Genomic DNA, 23,545 nt, shown 5'->3' with positions numbered 1-23,545 from the left:
TAGGTTGGGAGGTGCCGGCGGGATTCCGGACAGGAGGCCCGCCGCCAGACCTGCGTGTTACGAAGCAGTCGGCGTTGCCGGGGTCTTCGCGAGGTGTCGAGTGAGGTAGTTGTTCCAGGTGTGGCGGAAGCTCTCCGCGAGGTGGGACTGCGGGGCGAACAGGTCGAAGGCGTGGTAGGCGCCGGGGTAGAGGTGCAGCTCGACAGGGACGTCGTGGGCGCGCAGGCGCGCGGCGTAGTCGAGGTTCTCGTCGCGGAAGACGTCGAGTTCACCGACGCCGATGAAGGTCGGAGGCAGGCCGGCGAGGTCGGTCGCCCGAGCGGCGGCGCAGTAGGACGTGACGTCCTCGGTGTCTGCGCGGTCCCCGAGGATCGCCTGCCAGGCAAGGAGGTTGGTCGCCCGGTCCCAGATGCCCATGTCGGTGATCTCCCGACTCGAGTCGGTCGCGTTGCGGTCGTCGAGCATCGGGTACATCAGCAACTGGAACAGGGGGGTCGCTGCGCCGCGGTCGCGGATCAGAAGGGCGGTGGCGGCGGCGATGCCTCCGCCTCCGCTCTGGCCGGCCAGGCCGACCCGGGAGGGGTCCAGGCCCAGATCGGTGGCGTTGTCGCTGATCCACCGGTAGGCCGTGTATCCGTCCTCGGCGGCGCCGGGCGCGGGGGTTTCCGGGGCCAGGCGGTAGTCGACGGCGGCCACGGCGCAGCCGAGTGCCACGCACAACTGCTTGAGCCAGGGGGCGTCCTGGGCTGCGAAGCCGAGCACCTGCCCACCGCCGTGGAACCACACGATGACCGGCAGCGGTCCAGGCGCGTCCTGCGGACGCAGCAGGAGGACCGGAACGGCGGGGGCTTCGGCGCGCGGCACGTGGATCTCGTGGGCGGTGACGGTGGGCTCGTCGGGGATGGTGCTCGCGATGGATTCGGCGAGCGCACGGACGGCCTGGCGGGTGGCGGGGATGTCGGTCAGGTCGAAGACGCCGTTCGGGCCGATCGGCACGGCCCGGAGTGCTGCGGCCAGTTCGCTGTCGATCGCGGGACGGGAGCGGGGCATGGTTCTTTCTTCCTGGGGTGGGGTCTGAGGTCAGGGACCCGGGTGCCTGATGTCAGTTGATGACATCACCATAATGCCGACGACAGCTACTGTCATCACTCTCATGTCGGTCGGCATGGCACGCGGTCCTGCGTGACGACCACGATGCTTCAAACACGGTTGGGGGAGAGACCACCTGATGGGGTGAGGATCCCGTCCGCCTACCGATCACCGGGGCGCGGGTCGGCGATCGTGGGCGGAAACGACCACCAAGGAGCCACGTCGATGCCCGGAGGATTGCCCCCCATCGGCGCCGAATTCCCTGTTCCCGGCGTCGGCGTGGTGCTGGCCGGCTACAGCTGGTCGGACGACGCGGTCCGCTGGGACTCGATGGAGGGCGACGAGCGCCACGTCTACGCGCTGCGCAACCTCCGGACGAACGCCGACAGGAGGCACCGAGCAGATGAGCGGCAACCACGACTGGACGGTGGCCCGGTACCTGGCCACCAGGCTGGAGCAGTTGGGCATCCGGTACCTGTTCGGGGTGCCCGGTGACTTCCTCGGCCCGTTCCTGACGATCATGCACGCCACCACCGGCGTGCGCTGGATCGGTACCCCGACCGAGATGGGCGGCGGCTACGCCGCGGACGCCTACGCCCGGGTGCGGGCCGCCGACGCCGACCTGGACAAGGGCGAGCAGGGCGTCGGTGCCGTCGCGGTGACCTATGGCGTGGGTGCGTTCAGCCTGCTCAACACGATCGGCGGAGCGTACGTCGAGGACGTGCCACTGATCGCGATCAACGCGGCGCCCTCGTACGAGCAGTGGCTCAACCAGCAGGAGGTTGGCCTGCTCACCTCTCACATGAGTCCGCGCCGGGAGAGCAACCTGAACGTCTACCGGCAGGTCACGGTGGACGCGCGGGTGCTCTCCAACCCCGGGCTCGCGCCCTCCCAGATCGACAGCGCGATCACCGCGTGCCTGACCGAGCGCAAGCCGGTCTACCTGGAGGTGATGGAGGACCTCTGGCACGCGCCGTGCGAGCCTGTGCGGGGTGAACTCCGAGCTCACGAGCGGCCGTTCACCAAACGGAACGAGGAGATGCTGAACAAGGCGGTCACGGCGGCGGTGGAGCTGATCAGGAAGTTCGGCACGCCGATCGTCTGGGCCGGCGAGGAACTGGTCCGCCGGCGGCTGGAGGACGAACTGCTGGAGTTCGTGGGGAGCACCCGGATGCAGTTCTGCACCACGGTCGGCGCGAAGTCCGTGGTCTCCGAGCGGCATCCGCGGTTCGCCGGCGTCTACAACGGCAAGGCGAGCCTGCCGGAGATCCGGAGGACCTTCAAGAACGCCGGGTGCCGGATCGGCCTGGGGACCTGGCCCACGTCCAAGAACCTCGAGGGTGACCAGTCGATCGGCGATGACTGGATCGTGGCGGCCCGCGACGGCGTCAGCGTCGGCGTCAACTACTTCCCCGATGTCCAACTCGGGCGGTTCATCCCGGCGTTGGGCACCGCACTGGCGGGACAGACCTTCCCGGCCGACCACTTCGCGCTCGCGCACGCGGCGGGCCTGGACGTCCCGGCCAGCACAGCCGACTTCCTGGACTCGCTGAGCACCACCCGGTACCCGGAGGAGCTGACGTACGACAGCTTCTTCCAGCACATCAACCACTTCCTGGAGCACCAGGCCACCGGCGGGGACCCGCAGGCCCCCTCGCCGTTCACGGTGGTCTCGGACGCATCCTTCGCGCTCCTCGGATCGATGAACCTGCGGATCACCGAGCGAGCCGGCTTCCTGGCGCAGAACAGCTGGCTGTCCATCGGCTACTCGGTCGGCGCGGCCACCGGCGTGGCACTGGGCCGACAGCAGCCCCTGAAGCGGCCGTTGGTGTTCGTCGGCAACGGCTCGTTCCAGGAGATCTGCCAGGAACTGTCCACCCAGGTCCGCCACCACCTACGGCCGGTGGTCTTCGTCCTGGACAACGAGGGCTTCTACGGCATCGAGCAGATGCTGGTCAGCCCCTGCTACTACAAGCAGAAGCCGTCCAACGGGGCCGACTTCTACAACGTGCTGCACCCGTGGCGCTACGAGAAGCTGGCCGAGGTCTTCGGCACGGAGAAGGACCGGATGCACGGGCGGGAGCTCAGCACCCACAAGCACCTGGAATCACTGCTGCTCGACATCGCCGATCCGGACAATGACATCAACCACGCCCCGATCCTGGCCCGCGTCCGGCTCGGCCGGCACGACTACCCACGGGCACTCCAGTACAAGATCGACGAGACGTGCAACTGACCACCATGCGACCACCAGCCCCCGAACAAGTCGTCCGAGCTGCGGTTCTCTCTTGAGAAGGCGCGACCGCGGCGAGCAGGGGCTGTCGGCGAGCCGCTCGGCCGTATCGCCAGGGTGAGCAGCGCCACGGTGGCGACACTCTCCGCGTGGGCGGTGACCCCGCCGACAGCGAAAAGGCGACAGCAGGGACGGGCCGTCTCCGATCCAAACACGTCTGTCGAGACTGCGCTCATTCTCGGGGCCTCTGGGAAGTGGGCGTCGTGGCGGTCTTCCGGGCGAGTCGGTCGGCTCCCAGTCGCCGGTAGTAGTCGATGAGTTGGGGGTTGTCGACGGCGCCGGGGCTGACGACCTGCGCGGCGGGTGCGCCCTGGAGCAGGCGTTTGACGGGGACTTCGAGTTTCTTGCCGGTGCGGGTGTGCGGGATGGCGGGGACCTGGAGGATCTCGTCGGGGACGTGGCGCGGTGAGACGCCGTTGCGGATCGCCTCACGGATGCGGTCGCGCAGGGCGTCGTCCAGGGCGATGCCGTTGGCGGGGACGACGAACAGGGGCATCCAGTAACCGCCGTCGGATTCCTCCAGGCCGATGACCAGTGCCTCGGCGATCTCGGGCAGGCGCTCGACCACGGCGTGGATGTCGGCGCTGCCCAGGCGTACGCCGTTGCGGTTCAGGGTGGAGTCGGAGCGGCCGTGCACGATGACCGAGCCGTGGGTGGTGAGGGTGATCCAGTCACCGTGCCGCCAGACGCCTGGGTAGGTGCTGAAGTAGGCGTCGCGGTAGCGGCTGCCGTCGGGGTCGCGCCAGAAGGACAGCGGCATCGAGGGCATGGGCCGGGTGACGACGAGCTCGCCGACCTGGTCGGTGACGGGGTGGCCGTCGGTGTCGTAGGCGGCCAGGGCGACACCGAGGTGGGGGCGGAGAGTTCACCGGACCACACCGGTGTGGTCGGGGCGCCACCGGCGAATCCGGAGACGATGTCGGTGCCGCCGCTGGTGGAGACGAGCTGGACGCGGTCGCCGACGTGGTCGCGGACCCAGGCGTAGGCGGTGGCGGGCACCGTGGAGCCGGTGCAGCCGATGGCGCGCAGCGCGGACAGGTCGTGGGAGGCGGGTTCGATCCCGGTCTTGGCGCAGCCGAGCAGGTACTGGGGGCTGGTGCCGAAGAGGGTGACCCGGTGGCGGGCGGCCTGTTCCCACAGGACGTCCGGGCGCGCGGAGGGCAGGGGGCTGCCGTCGTAGGTGCAGGTGGTGGCTCCGGTGAGGAGGGTGGAGACCACCAGGTTCCACATCATCCAGTGGGTGGTGGTGTACCAGAGCATGCGGTCGCCGGGGCCGAGGTCGCTGTGCAGGGCGAGGGTCTTGAGGTGTTCGAGCAGGACGCCGCCGTGGCCGTGGACGATGCCCTTGGGCAGGCCGGTGGTGCCGGAGGAGAAGACGATCCACAGCGGGTGGTCGAACGGCACGGGCGTGCAGTGCGGTTCCTCGGTGCGGCCGACCGCCTCGGCCCAGCTGGTCGAGGTTCCTTGGGGTTTGGCGGGCCAGGTCAGGCGCAGGTGGTCGACGAGCAGGGTGGCTCTGAGGGTGGGCAGGGCCCGGGCCAGTTCGAGGGTGGCGGCTCGGCGGTCGTGCGCGGCGCCGTTGAAGAGGTAGCCGTCGGCGGCCACGAGGACGGTCGGTTCGAGCTGGGCGAAGCGGTCGGCCGCGGCCTGGGGGGCGTAGTCCTGGCCGCAGACCGACCAGACGGCGCCGAGGCTCGCGGTGGCCAGGAAGGCGACGATGGCGTGCGGGGTGTTGGGCAGGTAGCCCACGACGCGGTCGCCCGCGGCGACGCCCAGGTCGCGCAGGGTGGCGGCGACCGAGGCGACCTGGGCGCGCAGGGTGGCCCCGGAGATCTCGTGGCCGGCACCGGTCTCGTCCAGCGCGATGATCGCGGGGGTGTCCGGGGCCAGTTGACGTAGCGCGTGCTGGGTGTAGTTGAGGGTCGCGCCGGTGAACCAGCGGGCGCCTGGCATGTTCTCCTCGGCCAGCACCTTCTCGTAGGGGGTGGTGGCGTCGATGGCGAAGTGGTCCCACACCGCGCTCCAGAACCCTTCGAGGTCGGTCACGGACCAGTGGTGCAGGGCGGCGTAGTCGGTGGGGCCCGCGGAGGACGGAGCGTGCCGGCGGGCGAAGTCCGCGATGCGGCTGGCTGCCGCGGTCGCGGGGGCGGGGGTCCAGAACGGTTCGGCGTTCGGCGTGCCGTGCGGGGTGGTCATCGCGCGGTGCTCCTCGGCGGTGGTGGGAAGGGCGCGTCGGCGGCCCGCGGGCGGGGGTGGTGCGCCGTGCTCAGCAGGGGAGCCCACGTGGTGGTGTCGAGGCCGGCTCGCTCCCGGCGGCCTGCGGGGACGCTGTCCAGGACGACGCGGTCGGGGCGCAGCAGGACGGCGTCGGCCCGTCCGCGTCGCAGCCAGGCGCCGAGGGTGCCGTCGTCGCGTACGGCCGTCTCGTCGGGGCCGGTGGCCCGGCCGCCGATGCGGATCACTCGGGCGCCCACTGCGTCGGCCGCCGCCCGCAGGGAGGGGCTCGGCGGTACTGCCGTCAGCAGGGTGAAGGCGTCGCCGAGCAGGTCGTCGAGCCTGGTGCGGCGGCCGTCGGCGGTCACCACCCACGGCTGTGGGCAGAGGGTGCCGGCGAGCCGGCGGCCGGGCAGTGGGGCGCGCCGTACCAGCGGGCCGGGCTTCAGCGGGGGGCTGAGGTCGCGGCCGACGGCGGCGGTGAGGCCGGGGATGCGGCAGGCGGCGCCCAGGACGCTCCGGCGGACGGCGGCGGCGCGGTCCTGGCCTCCGGTCATCGCCCAGCCCATCGCGACGGCGAGGCGGATGACGTGCCGGACGTGGGGTTTGCGTTCGTCCTGGTAGGTGTCCAGCAGCCGCTCGTCGGCGCCTTCGGTCAGGACGCGGGCGAGTTTCCAGGTGAGGTTGGCGGCGTCGCGCAGGCCCGAGCACAGGCCCTGGCCGATGAACGGCGGGGTCAGGTGCGCGGCGTCGCCGAGCAGGAGGACCCGCCCGAGGCGCCAGCGGTCGGCCACTCGGGCGCGGAAGGTGTACCGGGATCGGCGCAGCACCTCGAAGTCGGCCTCTGGGGTCAACTCGATCCAGGGGGCGAGGAGTTCGCGTAGCAGTCGGGCGCCGTCGGGCCCGTCGAGGTCCTCGCCGGCGCGCAGCCGGAACTCCCAGCGGTAGCGTTCCTCGCCGACGCGCATGAACGTGGCGGGCCGGGCGGGGTCGCAGATCTGCTCCACGCCCTCCCAGCAGCGCACCCGTGCGGTGGTGCGGACGTCGAGGACCGTCCAGGTCTCCTCGAAGCGGAGGTCCTCCCAACTGGCGCCGATGGCTTCGCGGGTGAGGCTGTTGGCGCCGTCGCAGCCCAGGACCGCGTCCGCCCACAGCTGCTCCGGGGCGTCGCCGTCCGCTGCTCGCAGGGTGACGCGGACCGGTCCGCTGAGGTCGCGGGGGTCCTGGTTGATCGCGAGCACCTCGACGCCGCCGCGCAGCTCGATCTCGGGGTGCTCGGCCAGGGCGTCGCGCAGCAGCCGTTCCAGCTGTGGCTGGTCGAACATGCTGGTCTGCGGGAAGCCGTGGTGTCCGTGCGAGGTGCGGCTGACGGTGGCCATGACGCGGTGGCGGGCGTCGAGCAGCCGCAGGCCGTTGCCGGGGCGGGCGATGCCGGTGAACTCCTCTTCGACGCCCACGGTTTGCAGGATCCGGCGGACCTCGTCGTCCATCGCCACGGCTCGTGGCAGTGGGTAGACGTCGTGGTGGCGCTCCAGGACGACCGTGGCAATGCCCCGTTGGGCGAGGAGCAACGCGGCGGTGACGCCGACCGGGCCGGCCCCGACGATCACGACGGTGCGGGGCTGCCGGGTGCTCATCAGGATCGCCCGGCGTCGGCGATCGGCGTGCGCTGTTCGCCGAGGTCGATCGACCGGTCGGGGGTGGCGATCGTGGCGGTCACCGTGTCACCCGCCTGGAGGTAGCGGGGGTTCTTGCGCTGGCCGTTGAAGAACGCCTTCCACTTCACCGCCGGCGGCAGGAGCGCGGCGATCTTCTCAACGGCCTTGGGCGGGGCCTGCAGGGCAGTGCCGCCGGGCGTTCCGGTGAGCAGCAGGTCACCGGGGTCGAGCGGCTGGAAGCGGGCGAGCAGCGTCAGCGCCCGGGCCGGGCGGACGATCATGTCGGCCAGGGTGCGGTCCTGGCGCGACTCCCCGTTGACGGACAGCCGCAGGCGCAGATCCGACAGGCGGGCGAAGTCCTCCGGCTCCAGCAGGGCCAGGCATGGGCCGGTGGGGGTGAAGGTCGGGTAGGACTTGCTCTCGTAGAACTGGCCCTTGGTGAGCTGGACGTCGCGGGCGCTGACGTCGTTGCACAGCACCAGACCGGCGACGTAGGCGGGCAGGTCCTGCTCGTCGACCACGGTCCCGACGGGCAGGGGTGCCCCCAGGACCAGGCCGAGCTCGACCTCGTAGTCCAGGAACCGCACGTGCGGGGGCCGGACGACGGTGTCGGCGGGGCCGCTGACCGAGCCGGACGCCTTCCGGAAGAACGTGGGCGGGATCTCGCCGTTGAACCCTGACTCGCGGGCGTGGCTGCGGTAGTTGACCATCTGGGCGACCACCCGGCACGGGGTGGTCACCGGGGACAGGGCGGCGAGCTCGGCCACCGGGGTGCCGGCCTCGGCGGAGTCGGCGGCCCGGCGCACCGCGGTGCGGTCCGCCAGCAGGTCGGCGGTGGTGACGGCCGTGGTCTCGATGCGGACGGCGCGGTGGTCGCGGACCACCCACCAACCCTCGGGGGTGCGCAGGACGTTGGTGCTCATGCGTTCATCGCTTTCATCAGGCCCAGCAGGCGGGCGGGGTCGAGTTCGTTGTCGGCGCGCAGTGCCCGGACGACCTCGCGGACCTTGGCGGGTGAGGGGTTGAGGCCGAGGAAGTCGCGGGTGACGGGTGGACCCCACTGGGCGAGTCCACTCGCGGACATCGGCGCCCAGCCGGGCTCCAGGTCGCAGGAGAAGAGGTCGCCGTCCGCGAAGTGCTCCAGCATCAGCCGGTCGGGGTCGCGCCAGTAGTCGAAGAGCTGGCTGCCCTGGATGTGCCGTCCGATGCCCCAGCTTCTCCGGTAGCCGCGCTCGGCCAGGTAGTCGCCGCCCGCCGCGAGCGCGTCGAGGTCGGTGACCTGGTAGGCGGAGTGGACGTAGCCGGTGCCGGGACCGAGGTGCATGGCCAGGGTGTGGTGGTCGACGGGAACGCTGCCCTGGTCGCAGCGGATGAAGGCCATGGTCGGGCCCTGGTCGCGTCGGCCGTCCAGGAACAGGAAGTCGCTGACGATCAGGCCGAGGGTGTCCAGGTACCAGTCCAGGGCCCGGCCGAACACCCGCGTCTCCAGCACCACGTGGCCGAGGCGCCGGATCCGGGCCGGCTCACGCGGCGGACGCTGAGCGGCGTTCGTCCGGGTTCGGTGTGCACCGAAGTTGAGCGTGAGCGGCTGCTGGTCGGGCAGCGCCGGGAGCTGTTCGGTGCCGTGCACGACGCGTACCGGGAACCCCGAGGGGTCGAGCAGGTCGACGACCCTGCCACCGCCGAACTCGGTGCGCTCGCGCGCCGGGGCGCCGGTGGCCCTGGACAGCCGGTCCAGGTCGGCGTCGTCGGCCGCGCGGAACGCCGGCCCGATGAAGCGCGAGGTGTGGCCCCGCCGGATGACCACGCAGGCCGTTCCGGGATACGTGCCCCGTAGCCAGAGGCTGTCCGGTGTCCGCGCGGCGACGGAGAACCCGAAGTCGCGGGCGAAGACCTCGGCGCGGTCCAGGTCGGGCTTCTCGAACTCCAGCCAGGCGAGGTCGGCCGCCTTGATCACGGGGTTCCGGCTGCGCCCGGGATGCTCGCCACGCAGGGCGCCCTGTTCGCTGTGCAGGTCCTGATGGGCCGTCTTCAGACCGGCCGCGGTGGTACGGGGTTCGGACATGGTTCCTCCGTCGGAGGTTTCAGAGGAGCCGGATGACGGCCTGAGGGCCCGGGCCGATGGGCCCGAAGGCCCGATCGAGTGGCGTCGGAGCCCGGCCCTGCCTCACGTCAGCGGCGTTACTGTTTGATGAAATCATCAGACTTGATTCCTTCATCGTCAATAGCCCGACCATGGCCGATGTGACCGGGCTCAGCGACCGCACCGGCAGGGATGGCAGGATGAGCTGATGAAGTCATCAGAACTGTGGCCGCTGATAGGCTCACTCCATGCCGACCTCAGCTACGCCCGGTAACCGATTCGAGCGGCGTCGCGCCGAGACCCGGCAGGCGCTCGTCCGCGCCGCCCGGCAGATCCTGGCGGAGGCGGGGGACGCCGGTGCGAGCATCCAGGCCATCGCGGAACGCGCGGACGTCGGCTTCGGCTCCTTCTACAACCACTTCGCCTCCAAGGGCGAACTCTTCGACGCGGCCGTGACCGACGCCCTCGACGAGTACGGCCAGGCCATCGACGAGCGTCTGCGCGGCATCGACGACCCCGCCGAGCTCGTCGCCGCGAGCTTCCGGCTGAGCGCGGCCATGGCCGAATCCCACCCGGAGATCATGCAGATCCTGCGCCGCCGGGGCCTTGAGCAGATCCACGCGGACCACGGCCTCGCCCCGCGCGCGCTGCGCGACCTGGAACGCGGAGTGGCGCTGGGAAGCTTCACGTTGGCGGACCCCGCCATCGCGCTCGCGGCGCTGGCCGGCTCCCTGCTGGCGCTGGTGGAACTGCGGCTCTCGAAGCCCGGCGCGGGTGACGATCGCGCCGCGGAGGAGATGGCGGAGCTGGTGCTGCGGATGCTCGGCGTCCCCATGGACGAGGCCGCCGAGGTGGTCCGCCGCCCGCTGCCGCCCCTCGCGTGAGGGACTTCAACCACGCGAAGTGACCGGTTCGGCGTGCTCACCCACGCCGAACCGGGCCTGTTCGCCCAGCCACGTCCACAGTGGCCCGTGCTCCTCGCGCGGAAGGGTCGCAAGCGTGCCACGGCGAGCGGCCGTCGCCGCCCGGGCGTCCCACCCCGCGCCGCCGTCCATTCACCCCAGCGTCGGCCCGGCCCTTCGTCCGGCCCTGCTCGCAGGAGAAACCGGGGATGATGCCGGTCGGCGGCTCGAAGCCCGTCACTGGTCTCGCGGCGGGACCACCATCAGACGGCGCCGCGTGGCGGCCTGGATCTCGGAAGGGCCGCGAGCCCATTCGAGCGCGCGGCCGGCCGCGGTCGCCACGGGCCGGTCCCAGCCGGAGCGCACCGTGGCCGGGCGGTGGATGCCGAGTCCGGCCCGCGCCCAGTGGGGGAGCAGCCCGACCGAGGCGTTCGTCAGCAGGCGTGCGACCAGCCGCTCCCGGCCGGTGCGGCCGAAGTCGCGGAGGAACCGTACGCCGTCCAAAGCGGCCGGGGTGGCGCGGAGGAGTGAGCGGGAGATGGCACGAACGATCGCCGACTTCGCCGCAGCTGCGCGCGACGCGATCGCCGCCGGCTTCGACGGGGTGGAGATCCATCGAACAGGTACGGCACCAGCCGAAGTCGGCCCTGTCCTGTGCTCCTTTTCCGGGTCGACCCGGAGATCCGGATCGCGGCCGCTCCACAGGGAATCCACAAGGACCCCTCGTACCGTCATCCGGATGCGTCGAATCACCGGCGCCGCCGGGGACGCCCGCATCCCACCGCTCGTACACCCCTCCAAGAACTCCCAACCACGGAGACCCTGATGCCCACGACCAGGACCCGCCGCGCTCACGCACGCCGAACCGCCGCGGCAGCGCTCGGCGCACTCCTGCTCACAGCATGCGGCGCCCATGCCCCAGCCGCTCCCGCACCGTCCGCATCAGTCACCGACCCCACCAGCGACCCGAACAAGGCCGGATTCACCGTCTACGACAACAGCTTCTACACCAACGTGGATCTGGAGCAGTACGGCGCCACCAAGTCGAACGTCCTCTACGAGGGCCCGGTCGCCGCGCTGTCGGGTCAGAACCCCGGCGACTTCCAGGACGCCCGGAAGGTCGAACTCGCACTCCCGCCACAAGACGCCTACGAACGACTGGTCCGCCAGCACGACCAGAATCCAGGGCCGCTCGTCCTCGACTTCGAGACGCTCTACCTGCAGGGCACACCGGAGGTCGCCCAGCGCCACTTCCAGAAGCTGTCCACCCTGTTGACCTGGGCGCACCAGGCGGCGCCGGGGAAAGTGATCGGTTTCTACGGCGTGTTGGGCAACACCGCCCCGCAGTACTACCTGCTCGCACGTCAACTCGCCAAGGACGAAGGCGCGTTCTTCCCCACCCTCTACACCCACACCACCGACCGCACCCAGTGGCAGACCCTCCTCGCCAAGGACGCCCAGGAGGCCAAGGCCATCGACCCCGCCAAGCCGGTCTACGCATACCTCTGGCCCCAGTACCACCCGGGCATACCCGAGGCCGGACAGTACCTGCCGGGCGACTACTGGACCTTCGAACTCGACACCGCACGCACCTACGTCAACGGCGTGGTCATCTGGAGCCAGCAGACTCCCAGCACGGACCAGGAGTGGGTCAGCGCGACGCAGCGGTTCATGAGCACGCTGCCGCACGGATGACGGCTGGTCGTCCGCGGTGCTGACGCCGCCCTGAAAGCCTCAGTAGTGGTTCACGGCCTGTTCTGTCGGGTGTCCCATCGCCGGTGGGTGAGCGGGCGTGGTGTCGTGCTCCCGGTGGCCGCGCTCGATGCGCTGTCCCCAGCCGGCGCCCACGAGGACCAGGACCGCGCCCACCACTCCGTACATCCCCGGCCGGTCCCCGCCCAGCAGGACGCCCACCAGCAGGGCCCACACCGGCTCGGTCCCCAACAGCAGGCTGACCCGGGACGGCGAGGTCGCCCTGACCGCCCACATCTGCACGAAGAACGCGAAGACCGTGCAGATCAGTGCGAGGTAGAGCAGGTCGGCCCACTGCCCAGGGCCGAGTTGTCGGGCCAGTGAGACGAAGGAGCCCCCGGCCAGTGGGCTGGCCAGGCAGAACAACACAGCGGCCGTGGACATCTGGAGGTACGTCAGATTGAGCGAGTCATACCGCTTTCCGGCTGATCTGCGGTGCATCACGGTGACGTGCACGGCCCGCACCGCAGCGGCGACCAGCACCAGCCAGTCTCCCGCGGACGGCAGCCGCAGGCCGTCACCCGAGGCCAGCAGAGCGACGCCGACCATGGCCGTGACCGCTGCGACGAAGAACCGCCGCGGCAGCCATGACCGGTTCACGGCGCTGTCGAGCAGCGGGGTCATGACGATGGTGAGGCTGATGATGAGCCCGGCGTTGGTCGCGCTGGTGTGCGCGATGCCGTATGTCTCGAACAGGAAGACGACGGCAAGGATGGCGCCGAGCAGTATCCCGGTCACTACTTCGTCGCGGCCGGCTCTGCGCAGTCGGCGCAGGCAGATCGGTAGCATCGCCAGCACCGTGACCGCGAAGCGCAGTGCCAGGGCGGCGATCACCGTCGTGGGCGTGACCAGTTCCTTCGCGGCCAGGTAGGTGGAGCCCCACACGGCTGCAACCAGGAGCAGCAGGACATCGACCAGCCTGGCGGGGAGTTGGGCTCTGGGCAAGGGCACGTTCTCTCTTCTGGAGTGGCGGCCGGCCGGCCTCGTCCGGTGCTTTCGAACGAGACCGGCCGGCCGCCTGAATCTTGTCAGGCGGTCAGGTGAGGGACACTCTCGGCTCGGATCGAATGCTCCTCCCGTGCCTCGCGGTCACGCCAGTCTGCTGGTCGTGGGCGAGTTGATCACCGACGCGCCGTTGTCCGTCGGTGGCACACGGAACTGCCTTCTCGCCGGCGGCGCGCTCGCAGCTCTCGGCAGCGCGACAATTCCGTTCGTGGGAGGAACACGCGGACGGACGACGCGGCAGGCATGACCAGGACCGTCTGGCGATCAGACCGCAAGCGTGACCGGAATCCGGCCCGGCGGCATCATCAGTGGGCTGTTGATCCGAATCGGAAGAGCGCGGAGCGCCGGCCGCATGGGTGCCGCGGCGGGCGATGACGGCGAGGCCGCTGCGGACGGCCGCGCGAAGGTCGGCGTGACGTCGCCGCGGTGCGGCCCGAGCAGGGGCTCACGGCCATCCGGCCGCTCCACCGCGCCAGGATCACTCCGTGGCGCGACCCTTCACGGGGCGGCCCCGGGGGCCGAGTGGCGGTCCAGGACGGCCTCGATGATCCTCATGAGCCGCTCGCTCGCGTGCTCGATGCTTCCGTTCTGGGCACTGACCTGGGCTCCTTCGAGGGCGAAGGTGATCTCCGCGGCCGTCTCGTCCGGGTCGGGCAGCCCGGCCCGGGCGCACAGGTCGGCGAGCCGGCGCACCTGGCCGGCCTTGTGGGCCTCGATCAGCCGCCGCGCCGGGTGGGTGCGGTCGGGCAGTTCCGCGATGGAGTTGATGAACGGACACCCCCGGTGGGAGATCTCGGGAAGTCCGTCGGCGATGAACCGGGCCATCCCCAGGATCTGTGCCCGGGGCTCGTCGGGGTGTGCGTCCTCCAACCGGTCGAACGCGGCGGTGTAGTCGGCCGCGACGATGCGGAGCCACTCCTCGACCAGGGCGTCCTTGGTCGCGAAATGGCGGTACAGCGCCATCTTGGTGGTCTCGGCCCGGCTGGCGATCGCCTGGACGCCGACCGCCTTGATCCCCTCACGCGAGAAGAGCTCCTCCGCCGCGTCGAGGATCCGCTCCCGGGGCGGCAACTTGGCCACCCTGCTCTGCCTGCTGACTCTGTCCATGCTCGCCGTACGGCCCCTCATCGGTCCGGTGGGGCGTTGCACTGCCCTCGCCGCAATGTATACGGTACCGATCAGTCCTGAGTGATACCGATCGGTCTCGTGAGATACCGATCGGTATCAGCAGCCGGTGTCGGTTCTCCTGAATGGACGAGAATGAAGCTCTCCGAGTACGTGAACTACGACGGCGTCGGCCTGGCCGACCTGGTGGCTCGCGGCCAAGTGACCGCCGCGGAACTCGCCTCGACCGCCCAGCTGGCGTCCGACGCGGTGAATCCGCAGATCAACGCCGTCGTCGAGACCTGGCCCGGACAGGACGCGCCGGCTCCGGGCAGCACGCCACTGGCGGGGGTGCCCTTCCTGATCAAGGACATCGCCGTCGCGATGGCCGGCAAGCGGGTGGAGCTGGGCAGCCGCATCGCCGCGGGAAACGTCGCCGGGGCCGACTCGTCGCTCATGGCGCGCTTCCGTCGCGCCGGGCTGGTGACGCTGGGACGCACGGCGACTCCGGAGTTCGCGTACAGCACCACCACGGAAGGCGTCCTGTACGGCGCCACCCGTAACCCCTGGGACCCGACCCGTAGCCCTGGCGGCTCCAGCGGTGGCTCGGGCGCCGCCGTCGCCGCGGGCATCGTCCCGATCGCGCATGCCACCGACGCGGCGGGCTCCATCCGTGTTCCGGCCGCCAGCAGCGGTCTGTTTGGGCTGAAGCCGACCCGCGGTCGGATCTCCATGGGCCCCGACGCGGACGAGGTCTTCAACGGGCTCGCCGTCCACGGTGTCCTCAGCCGCTCGGTACGCGACAGCGCCGCGCTGCTGGACCTCGTCCACGGCCCCGAGGTCGGTGACCCCTATGTCGCCCAGCGGCCGGAGCGGCCCTATGCGCAGGAGATCACCCGCTCCCCGGGGAGCCTGAGGATCGGCCTCCTTGCGCGGCCCTGGGGCGGTCGGGCTGTCGACGGCGCCGTCGTCGACGCCACACTCCGCTCCGCACGACTCGCCGAATCGCTGGGGCACCGGGTGGAAGAGGTCCAGGTCGACCTCGGCGTCAGCTGGGAGGAGTTCATCCTGGCCAATGCCCGCCTCTGGAGCGCCAACCTGGTGACGTGGATCGACGGCTTCGCCGCGGCCTTCGAGCGTCCCGTCGACTCCACCACGGTCGAACCCGAGACGCTGGCCAGTTACGTCTACGGACAGCGGGTCAGCGGGGTCGAGTTCGTCCACGCGCTCGCGATGCGCAACAGCGTCGCGCGCGCGATCGGCCGGTACTTCACCGACTACGACCTGTTGCTCACCCCGACCCTGCCCGAACTGCCCGTCCCCTTGGGCACGTACGCCGAGGGGGCCGAGGGCGCCGACGGTCTCGCCTGGGCCAGGCAGCTCTTCCACCGCTCGCCCTTCACCGCCGCGTTCAATGTCGCGGGCACCCCCGCCATGTCCGTCCCCCTGGAGACCGACCCCGCCACCGGACTTCCCATCGGCATCCAGTTCGCCGCGGGACACGGACGCGAGGACGTCCTCTTCCGTCTCGCCGGCCAGCTGGAACAGGCCGCTCCCTGGGCGCAGCGGACCCCCGCCGTGTGGGCGGGCGGTCACCACAACGCCTGACCGCGCTGCCACTCCGCGATGACGACGGGCCCCAGCAGAGGTCGCCCGGGTGCGCGGCACCCCCCGGCGCCGGCGTCGTGCCGTGGCGCTCGGAACCGGGGAGCCCGGGCCTCGGGCTCCCCGGCGTGCGGGTCGGTGGCGGCGGAGAGGTCCTGCGGCGACCACCATCGCCGTCGGAGGATCTTGTCGGCGGCCTGCCAGGCGGTGCGATCAAGCCTGCGCTGTCGAACGGGGCAGTCCGTGGTGGGCGGTTCCTCGTGCGTCGCCCTCGACGTGGTGGGTGGCCAGGACCTTCACGGTCCGGCAGCGACCGGGAGCGTTGCCGCGGGACGGCGCAGCGCCGCGGTGGCGACGGTCAGGAACTCCGGTACGGGGTCCGTGCAGTCGCCCTCCGGCACCGCCAGGCAGGTCTCGACGGGCGGGGAGTCGGTGACGGGCAGGTAGCGCAGATCGGGGCGGGAGTACGAGCCGGCGATGCTCAGCGGGACCAGGGCGATGCCCTGCCCGGAGGCGATGAGCTCGAACTTCTCGTCCAGTGAGGAAGTCCGCCGGGTCCGGGCGTCAAGGATCGGCTCGCCGTCGAGGTCGGCCGAGGTGAGGTCGCGGCGGTCGGCCAGCGGATGCGTCACGGGCAGGCACGCGACCTTGGTCTCCCGGCCGATGGGGACGGTGCGCAGCCCCGTGTCGTCGAAGGGGCGCCGCAGGTAGCCGACGTGCGCGCGGCCGTCGCGCAGCGGGGCGTCCTGCTCCCACCAGCGCAGCGGGAGGACGTCGATCGCGACATCCGGGTGGCGCGCCGTGAACGCCCGGATCGCCTCCGACACGTGCAGACCGGGTGAGAAGGCGACGACCAGCCGTTGTTCGCCCCGCGCGGCTTCCTGGACGCGCCGCACGGCCGTGCCCACCACCGTGCTGATCCTCCGCGCTTCCTCGTACAACTGCTGCCCGGCCCGGGTCAGTTCGACGCTGCGCGTGGTGCGGGTGAACAGTGCGCAGCCCAACTCCTGCTCGAGGGCGCGGATCTGACGGCTGAGCACCGGCTGCGTGATGAACAACTCCTGCGCCGCCCGGCCGAATTGCCGGTGCTCGGCCACCGCGGTGAAGTAGCGGAGCTTGCGCAGGTCCAGATCCATGCCCACACGGTATCAATCCGGTCGGAAGGGCATTGGACGCCCGGTCGAACGGCCCGGAGACTCGGATCATGACCGACACCCGCAAGACCGCCCTCGTCATCGGCGCCTCCCGGACCCTGGGCCTCGGGCTTGCCGCCGAGTACCTCCGCCGCGACTGGGACGTCATCGGCACCGTCCGCGGCAGCCGGCGAACCGGCCTTCACGACCTGGCCGACGCCTCCGGAGGGCGGCTGACCATCGAGCACCTGGAGATGACCGACCCGGAGCAGCTCGCGGCGCTGCGCGACCGGCTGGCCCGGCGCACGCTCGACCTGCTCTTCGTCAACGCCGCCATCACCCGTGGCGACCTCCCGATCGGCGAGGTCCCGACGGACATGTTCACCGAGGTCATGGTGACCAACGCGCTCAGCCCCCTGCGCGTCGTGGAGGCCCTCGGCCCGCTGGTCGCGTCGACCGGGACCATCGGCGTCATGTCCTCCGACCAGGGCAGCATCACCCTGAACACCGACGGCGGCCAGGACCTGTACCGGGCCAGCAAGTCCGCGCTGAACCAGCTGATGCGCTGCTACGCCGCCCGCCACGCCACGGACACCCGGACACTGCTGCTGATGGACCCGGGCTGGGTGCGCACCGAACTCGGCGGCCCCGAAGCCGACCTCAGCGTGGAGGAGAGCGTTCCCGGGGTGGCGGAGACGATCGAGCGGCACCAGGGCAAGCCCGGTCTCCACTTCGTCGACCTCGAGGGGCACGTGGTGCCCTGGTAGCTGGCTTCCGCCTCAGCCCGCCGCGACGCCTGCGCGTGCGACCTGGACGTCCTGGTCGGCGGTGCCGCCGGGGACACCGATCGCACCCACAACGTGGCCACCGGTATCGACGAGCGGTAGTCCGCCGCCGAAGGTGACCAGCCCGCCGTTGCTGTGCTCGATGCCGTGGACGGGCCCACCCGGCTGGGAGATCTCGCCGAGGACCGCGCTGTGTACCCGGATTGGCAGCAGGTCGCCGCTGACACAGTCAACCCGCCAACCGGAGCGCCCGGTCACAAGAGGGAGCCCTGGCCCCCGACGTCGGGGGGCTGGGTGGGGCGCTCGTCGTCGAAGTTGACGTCGATGTGTTCCTCGGGGCGGCGCTCCTCCTGGCGGGCGATGGATTCCAGGACCTTCCGGTCTCCTGCGGTGAGAGGGGGCTGGATCAGGGCGCGCGGCCACAGCCGCCGGGCCAGGACGGCATTCGTCTCCGCGGCGTAGACGGTGACCTCCGCGGCCAGGTAGAGCCAGGACAGCAGCCCGATCACGGTCCCGAAGAACCCGTACACCTGGGTCGCGTGGCGCAGTTGGTGGGTGACCAGGATCGCGCCGAAGGCCTGCAGGAGGGTGAAGAGGGGGCCGGCGACCACGCAGCCGGGAAGCAGGTCGCGGGCGCCGATCCGCCGTGGGGTGAGGACCTGGAAGCAGGCCAGGCAGAGGGCGGTGTTCACCAGCGCGGAGAGCACCAGGGCACCCGCGTGGGCCGCCGGTCCGGCCAGCGTGGTGGCCACCAGGCTCGCCGCCGCGGTCGCCACCAGTAGGCCGATCCCCAGGATGACGAGCAGCGCCAGGCTGCGAGCCAGGCGCGGCCAGTAACCGGGCCGTTTGACGCCGGGCACGTTCCACACCTCGGCCATGGTGTGCTGCAGGACCTGCGCGATGCCGAGCGCGCCGTAGAGCATCCCGACGGTGCCGATCGCCAGGGCCGGGCCGCTGCCCCGCAGGGAGTGGACGTTCTGCCGCAGCTGGTCCCCGATGATCGGGAAGTCGGCGAGTGCCGAGTTCAGTACGGCGTGCTGGGCGTCGGGGTGGCCGTGCAGGACGAAGCCGAGAACCGTGGACAGCAGGAGCAGCAGCGGGATCAACGCGACGAACCCGTAGTAGGTGATCAGAGCGGCCAGCAGTCCGCCGCGGTCGTCGCCGTACTTCTTGACCACGCCGATCACCACCGCCGTGGCGGTGTGGCGCTGCTGGGCGCGGTCGGCGGCTCGCAGGATCCGTTCGACGGGGTTCATGAGCGGGGTCCTCCTCCCGGCGGGCGGGCTTGCCCCCCGACTCCAGGCATGTGCCCGCCGGGGCCGTGGCCTACCGTGCGCCTGGACGACGGGCTGGTCGATCGGGTCCGCGACCTCGTCACCGGCCGCGGAAGGTGCTGACCCGCGGCTTCCCTGGCACGACCCTCGTTACTGCTTGACATGATGTGTAATGCTGTAACGCCCCGCACCGGAGAGGCGGCCGTGGGCCCGGGCGCCGCCCGGGCCGCCCAGGAGGAGGTCGAGACCCGCCGCACCACCGGTCCGCGCACCGGCCGGGTCCCCGGCCCCACCGCGACGCCGACAGCGGACACGCCTCCAGCCCACCGAGGTGGCCCCGGGCGTTCCGGGGCATCGTCCCGTGCCCCCGCCAGCCCTCTCCGGAGCCCTCCCATGCACCCCTTCCTCGACCACCCGGGGCCGCTCGCCTTCGCCCACCGTGGCGGAGCCCTCGGCAGGCCGGAGAACTCGTTCGCCGCCTTCGAGGCCGCCGTCGCCCTCGGCTACCGGTACCTCGAGACCGACGTGCACGCCACCTCCGACGGCGTGCTGGTGGCCTTCCACGACACCCACCTCGACCGCGTCACCGACCGCACCGGCGCGATCGCCGAGCTGCCCTGGGCGGTGGTCAGCGAGGCCCGCATCGCGGGCACCGAGCCCATCCCGCTCCTGGCGGACCTGCTCGACGCCTTCCCCGAGGCGCGCTTCAACATCGACGTCAAGGCGGCTCGCGCCGTCTCGCCCCTGGTCGAGGTGGTCCGGCGGACCGGAGCCTGGAACCGGGTCTGCGTCGGCGGTTTCTCCGACACCCGCCTGGCCGCCGTCCGCGCCCTCGCGGGCCCGGCACTGGCCACCTCCCTCGGCCCCCGCGAGGTCCTGCGCCTGCGCCTGCGGTCGCTCGCCGGGCCGCTCCTCCCCGGGCGCGGGACGCCGTGGCCCGCGGTGTGCGCGCAGGTGCCCGAACGGCACCGAGGCATCCGCTTGGTGGACCGGGCCTTCGTCCGTGCCGCGCACCGGACCGGTCTGCAGGTCCACGTCTGGACCGTGGACGACCCGACCCGCATCCGGGCGCTCCTCGACCTGGGCGTGGACGGCATCATGGCGGATCGCATCGACGTCCTGCGCGACGTCCTCCGCGAGCGGGGCCGCTGGACCGCCGGCGGCGACCGGCCGTGACGGAACCGCCGGAGGGCGCGGCGGTGCGCCGCCGCGCCCCGGGGCCGCCCGGCGACCACCAGGGCGCGCCAGCGCGGATCCAGCGCGGCGTCAGCCTCGGCTGACGCGGGACGGCCTGCCGAGAACCGCGCCGGCTACGACGATCGCCGCGTCGTCGATCACCCCGGAGCCAGGGCCTCCTGACGCTCCGTCGACTCGGCCGCACCGGGCTGACATCGGCGTACCGGCGGCCCCGCGGTGCTCCATCCCGACGCGGTCCCGGCCGTCCTGCTGGTGGTCGGCGGCCCGGCCCCGGCGGCGCCGGGCGCGGAGCAGCCGGTCCCCACGCCGGTCGCGGCCAGGGCCGGAGCGGCCGCTGCGGTGGCAGCCAGAACGGCCGTCCGCACCACGAATCGCTTCACTGCTCGCCGCACGATGTCCTCTGTCGCGCTGGGGCGGTGCCCGGCTGATCCTGCCAGCCGCCGACCTACGGCTGACAGATGCCCCCGACCGGCGAGGAGCGGGCGCCGATCGACCGAGCCCGCCCGCGCCACCCTCGACGGCCGCCGTTGATGCCGCGTCCACTGCCCGTGGATCCCGCCCGCCTGTTCACCGTGTCCCGCCACGAGCGGCTGCTGTCCGCTTCCGGCCCCGGTGGACTGAACGGGCCAGGGCCGGTTCAGTCCAGCTGATCCGCCTTCCGCCGGCCCCGGATCCCGACGAAGCTAGTACTCGCCAGCAGGGAACACCGCCCGGCGGGCAACACCGGACGAGGCGTCACCGCGGGACGCGACACCGGATCGCCGTCACCTCCAGCTACCCAGAACGGGGTCATGACCATGCTCCGCACCGCCAGGGCCGCCGCGGTCGCCACGCCCGCCCGCACCGCCGCTCTCCTGCTCCCCGTGGCCGCCGACGCCGCCACCTCGCGGGGCGCCGTCGTCACCGGCGCCACCGCGACCCCGAACGACACGAGCTGGGGCAGCTGACCCCGAGGCGGTTCTCTCCGCTCCACCCGCGCCACTCCAGACCGCTGCTCCTGCAGGGCAGCCGTCCCTCTTCGGCCGCGCGGATACCGCTGAGCGCCACGCTCCCTCATCGATCGCCAGGCCGACGGGTCAGCCATGCCCGAATCAAGGAGAAGTTCACCGTGAAGCTCAAGAAGTCGGCAGTTCTCCGGACCACTGCCGCCCTGTCCGTCCTCACCGCCGGCGCGGTGGTGACGGTGGCCCTCACCACTGGCGCACACTCCACCGCCCTCGACCTGGCCGGTGCTCCGGTCAGCCCGCCGGCCTCGGTCAGCGGCTCGGCCAGCGCTTCGGCCGGCCCGCCGGCTCCGGCCAGCGCGCCGGCGGCCGGCTCACCCACCGTCACCGCGTCGTCGAGCACCGCCGGGTCGCCGAGCGCCTCGGAGGCGGCCAAGCCCGCGGTACCCGCACCCAGCGGTGACCCGGCGGGTTCCGCTGCCGCGTCGAACTCGGTGGCCGCACCGCCGGCCCCGCTGCCCGCCGCCCAACTGCCCGACAGCACGGCGGCCCAGTGGAAGCCGATCGCCCCGCCGCACACCCAGCCCGTCCACCACCAGATCCAGCTCAACGAGTGCGCCGTCGTGAACGATGCCGCGACCTGGCAGCAACAGGGCTACGTCAGTTCCTTCGACACCCCTGCCATCCAGGACTCGTTCACCTTCGCCGACGCTGCCGCCGCCCAGGACTCCTACCGCGCGGTGCTCGCCGCGATGGACGACTGCCAGGCCAAGTCCGTCGCCCTGCAGACCGCTTCGAAGATCACCCCGGATGCGCAGGTGAGCCGGACCGCGACCACCGCGGACGGTGCCGCCTACGCCCGCCAGTGGACCGGGGTGGCTCCGCTCTCCGCTCCTGGCCGCCAGACCAACCACGTCTACGTGGTCCAGCGCGGCAGCGTGCTGACGGTCCTCCAGTACGCGGTGCCGGCCACCACGACCGGTGCCACCCCTCAGACGCCCGGTGACGACGCGAAGCAACTCGCCGTCATCGAAGCACAGTTGACGACAGTTACGAGCAACTGACCAGCGGTCACCTCATCCGCCGTACATGTGGTTCGCCAATCCACACCCCAAGAAAGGGCTCGCCTTGTCCCGCTTCTCCCGCCACTCCCTGCGCACCCTCGCCACCGTGGTCGCCACCGGTGCCGCCGCCTCCCTGTTCACCGTGGCCCCGCAGGCGCACGCCGCCTCCAGCATCGGCGGTCAGATCACCCGCAGCGAGGTGCTGGCCCGCGCCCAGTACTGGGTCGACAACCACGTCCCGTACAACCAGGGCGCCTACGCCGCGGATCCCCAGGGCACCACCTACCGCGAGGACTGTTCCGGCTACGTGTCGATGGCCTGGCACCTCAACTCCAGCCTGGTCACCTCGACCCTGCCGAGCGTCTCCACCCAGGAGAACTTCTCCGACCTCAAGTCCGGCGACATCCTCGACTACACCGCCGAGCACACCTTCCTGTTCGCCAACTGGACCAACCAGGCCAACGGTGACTTCACCTACTACGCCGAGAGCAACTCCAACGACCCGACGCACGGCCCGACCTCGGCCAACATCAACAGCTCCAGCCTGGAGGGCTGGCCGACCAGCTACTACGGCGCCTACCGCTACAACAACATCGTCGACGACGCGCCGGCCACGACGCGTCCGGCGCGGGTGGCGGCTGGTGACTTCAATGGTGATGGCAAGCTGGACGTGGTCGGTATTGACGCGAACAGCAATATGCAGTTCTACCCGGGTGATGGTGCGGGTGACGTGAGTGGTCCGGGTGTTCCGATGCTCGGTACCACGGGTCTGTGGGCGAATTTCAAGGCGATCGCCAGTGGTGACTTCAATGGTGACGGCAAGGCGGATGTCGCTGGTATTGATGCGAACAACAACATGATGCTCTACACCGGTGACGGTGCTGGGCATCTGACCGGTGGCAGCAACATGATGCCGGGGACGAACGGGTTGTGGGCCAATTTCAAGGCGATCACCGCTGGTGATTTCATGGGGACGGGTCACGTCGGTATCGCGGGTATCGATGCGAACAACAACCTGATGTTCTACCCGGGTGACGGTGCCGGGCATCTCGGTGCGGGCATCCCGATGTTGGGCACCAATGGTGCGTGGGTCAACTTCAAGGCGATCACCGCTGGTGACTTCACCGGTACGGGGAAGTTGGGTATCGCGGGTATCGATGCGAACAACAACCTGATGTTCTACGCGGGTGACGGTGCCGGGCATGTCAGTGGTGGCACGCCGATGCTGGGCACCAACGGTCTGTGGGCGGGTTTCCACGCGGTGATGGCCGGTGACTTCACCGGTACCGGGAAGCTCGGTATCGCGGGTATCGATGCGAACAACAACCTCAAGTTCTACCCCGGTGACGGTGCGGGTCACGTCAGCGGCGGCACCCAGATGCTCGCCGGCAACGGCCTCTGGGTCGGCTTCTAGTCAACCCCCGGCCCCCAGGGACCAGTTGG

At 71.2% G+C, this 23,545-nt stretch carries 19 protein-coding genes and 1 pseudogene; 9 read left to right on the top strand and 11 right to left on the bottom strand.

The window, feature by feature from the left end; translation table 11 throughout:
- Positions 1-57 precede the first annotated feature (57 nt).
- Entirely contained in the window at positions 58-1,050 is a 993-nt protein-coding gene (locus ACIGXM_RS20775; protein WP_396562940.1) for an alpha/beta hydrolase fold domain-containing protein, read from the bottom strand.
- A gap of 442 nt (positions 1,051-1,492) precedes the next feature.
- On the opposite strand from ACIGXM_RS20775, the gene ACIGXM_RS20770 reads away from it, so the two are divergent.
- Positions 1,493-3,325 carry an alpha-keto acid decarboxylase family protein gene (locus ACIGXM_RS20770; protein ID WP_396562938.1) on the top strand — a complete coding sequence of 611 codons (1,833 nt, stop codon included), beginning with the start codon at positions 1,493-1,495 and terminating at the stop codon, positions 3,323-3,325.
- A gap of 229 nt (positions 3,326-3,554) precedes the next feature.
- Here the strand turns inward: ACIGXM_RS20770 and ACIGXM_RS20765 are convergent.
- The 4 genes and pseudogenes from ACIGXM_RS20765 to ACIGXM_RS20750 all read right to left on the bottom strand — a co-directional run bounded on the left by ACIGXM_RS20765 (position 3,555) and on the right by ACIGXM_RS20750 (position 9,319).
- Positions 3,555-5,578, bottom strand: a pseudogene (locus tag ACIGXM_RS20765) (acetoacetate--CoA ligase).
- Complete coding sequence (locus ACIGXM_RS20760; RefSeq protein WP_396562936.1) at positions 5,575-7,233, bottom strand: bifunctional 3-(3-hydroxy-phenyl)propionate/3-hydroxycinnamic acid hydroxylase; 1,659 nt, start codon at positions 7,231-7,233, stop codon at positions 5,575-5,577. Before ACIGXM_RS20760 ends, ACIGXM_RS20765 begins: the two are co-directional and overlap by 4 nt.
- A complete protein-coding gene (locus ACIGXM_RS20755) occupies positions 7,233-8,177 on the bottom strand; it encodes a fumarylacetoacetate hydrolase family protein (RefSeq protein ID WP_396562934.1) in 945 nt (314 codons plus the stop codon). The genes ACIGXM_RS20760 and ACIGXM_RS20755 overlap by 1 nt, the downstream gene beginning before the upstream one ends.
- Positions 8,174-9,319 carry a VOC family protein gene (locus ACIGXM_RS20750; RefSeq protein WP_396562932.1) on the bottom strand — a complete coding sequence of 382 codons (1,146 nt, stop codon included), beginning with the start codon at positions 9,317-9,319 and terminating at the stop codon, positions 8,174-8,176. Before ACIGXM_RS20750 ends, ACIGXM_RS20755 begins: the two co-directional genes overlap by 4 nt.
- 266 nt (positions 9,320-9,585) lie before the next feature.
- Here ACIGXM_RS20750 and ACIGXM_RS20745 point away from each other — a divergent pair, with 266 nt between their 5' ends.
- Positions 9,586-10,221 carry a TetR/AcrR family transcriptional regulator gene (locus ACIGXM_RS20745; protein WP_396562930.1) on the top strand — a complete coding sequence of 212 codons (636 nt, stop codon included), beginning with the start codon at positions 9,586-9,588 and terminating at the stop codon, positions 10,219-10,221.
- Between the two features lie 255 nt (positions 10,222-10,476).
- Here ACIGXM_RS20745 and ACIGXM_RS20740 read toward each other — a convergent pair whose 3' ends face one another.
- Positions 10,477-10,953, bottom strand: coding sequence for an oxygenase MpaB family protein (locus ACIGXM_RS20740; RefSeq protein ID WP_396562929.1), 477 nt, complete (start codon positions 10,951-10,953; stop codon positions 10,477-10,479).
- A gap of 111 nt (positions 10,954-11,064) precedes the next feature.
- On the opposite strand from ACIGXM_RS20740, the gene ACIGXM_RS20735 reads away from it, so the two are divergent.
- Entirely contained in the window at positions 11,065-11,934 is an 870-nt protein-coding gene (locus ACIGXM_RS20735) for a hypothetical protein (protein WP_396562927.1), read from the top strand.
- 39 nt (positions 11,935-11,973) lie between these two features.
- Here ACIGXM_RS20735 and ACIGXM_RS20730 read toward each other — a convergent pair whose 3' ends face one another.
- Together ACIGXM_RS20730 and ACIGXM_RS20725 are read right to left on the bottom strand one after the other, a co-directional pair.
- The gene (locus ACIGXM_RS20730) at positions 11,974-12,942 is read right to left on the bottom strand and encodes a DMT family transporter (RefSeq protein WP_396562925.1); all 969 of its coding nucleotides are present in this window, start codon (positions 12,940-12,942) and stop codon (positions 11,974-11,976) included.
- A gap of 552 nt (positions 12,943-13,494) precedes the next feature.
- The gene (locus tag ACIGXM_RS20725) at positions 13,495-14,103 is read right to left on the bottom strand and encodes a TetR/AcrR family transcriptional regulator (RefSeq protein ID WP_396562923.1); all 609 of its coding nucleotides are present in this window, start codon (positions 14,101-14,103) and stop codon (positions 13,495-13,497) included.
- Positions 14,104-14,256: 153 nt separating this feature from the next.
- Between ACIGXM_RS20725 and ACIGXM_RS20720 the strand changes: the two genes are divergently transcribed.
- A complete protein-coding gene (locus ACIGXM_RS20720) occupies positions 14,257-15,708 on the top strand; it encodes an amidase (RefSeq protein WP_396562921.1) in 1,452 nt (483 codons plus the stop codon).
- A 293-nt stretch (positions 15,709-16,001) separates the two neighbouring features.
- On the opposite strand, the gene ACIGXM_RS20715 is transcribed toward ACIGXM_RS20720, so the two are convergent.
- Positions 16,002-16,841 (bottom strand): LysR family transcriptional regulator, encoded by an 840-nt coding sequence (locus ACIGXM_RS20715; RefSeq protein WP_396562919.1) that lies wholly within the window; start codon positions 16,839-16,841, stop codon positions 16,002-16,004.
- Between the two features lie 68 nt (positions 16,842-16,909).
- On the opposite strand from ACIGXM_RS20715, the gene ACIGXM_RS20710 reads away from it, so the two are divergent.
- Positions 16,910-17,605: an SDR family NAD(P)-dependent oxidoreductase gene (locus ACIGXM_RS20710; protein ID WP_396562917.1), complete on the top strand. Its 696-nt coding sequence runs from the start codon at positions 16,910-16,912 to the stop codon at positions 17,603-17,605.
- Positions 17,606-17,617: 12 nt separating this feature from the next.
- On the opposite strand, the gene ACIGXM_RS20705 is transcribed toward ACIGXM_RS20710, so the two are convergent.
- On the bottom strand, positions 17,618-17,881 hold the full coding sequence (locus ACIGXM_RS20705) for a heme-binding protein (RefSeq protein ID WP_396562915.1): 264 nt from the start codon (positions 17,879-17,881) through the stop codon (positions 17,618-17,620).
- Positions 17,878-18,879: a YihY/virulence factor BrkB family protein gene (locus ACIGXM_RS20700; RefSeq protein WP_396562913.1), complete on the bottom strand. Its 1,002-nt coding sequence runs from the start codon at positions 18,877-18,879 to the stop codon at positions 17,878-17,880. Before ACIGXM_RS20700 ends, ACIGXM_RS20705 begins: the two co-directional genes overlap by 4 nt.
- A 411-nt stretch (positions 18,880-19,290) precedes the next feature.
- Here ACIGXM_RS20700 and ACIGXM_RS20695 point away from each other — a divergent pair, with 411 nt between their 5' ends.
- The 4 genes from ACIGXM_RS20695 (at position 19,291) to ACIGXM_RS20680 (ending at position 23,516) form a co-directional block, all read left to right on the top strand.
- Complete coding sequence (locus tag ACIGXM_RS20695; RefSeq protein WP_396562911.1) at positions 19,291-20,073, top strand: glycerophosphodiester phosphodiesterase; 783 nt, start codon at positions 19,291-19,293, stop codon at positions 20,071-20,073.
- Between the two features lie 812 nt (positions 20,074-20,885).
- On the top strand, positions 20,886-21,041 hold the full coding sequence (locus tag ACIGXM_RS20690) for a hypothetical protein (RefSeq protein ID WP_396562909.1): 156 nt from the start codon (positions 20,886-20,888) through the stop codon (positions 21,039-21,041).
- Positions 21,042-21,202: 161 nt separating this feature from the next.
- Positions 21,203-22,102 (top strand): hypothetical protein, encoded by a 900-nt coding sequence (locus tag ACIGXM_RS20685; RefSeq protein ID WP_396562908.1) that lies wholly within the window; start codon positions 21,203-21,205, stop codon positions 22,100-22,102.
- Positions 22,103-22,166: 64 nt separating this feature from the next.
- The gene (locus tag ACIGXM_RS20680; RefSeq protein WP_396562906.1) at positions 22,167-23,516 is read left to right on the top strand and encodes an FG-GAP repeat domain-containing protein; all 1,350 of its coding nucleotides are present in this window, start codon (positions 22,167-22,169) and stop codon (positions 23,514-23,516) included.
- Positions 23,517-23,545: the final 29 nt, after the last annotated feature.

Source organism: Kitasatospora sp. NPDC052896, assembly GCF_044547075.1.
Classification (GTDB): Bacteria; Actinomycetota; Actinomycetes; order Streptomycetales; family Streptomycetaceae; genus Kitasatospora.
The sequence above is the reverse complement of the archived record's forward strand: the minus strand, read 5'-3'. Positions and strand labels throughout refer to the sequence as shown.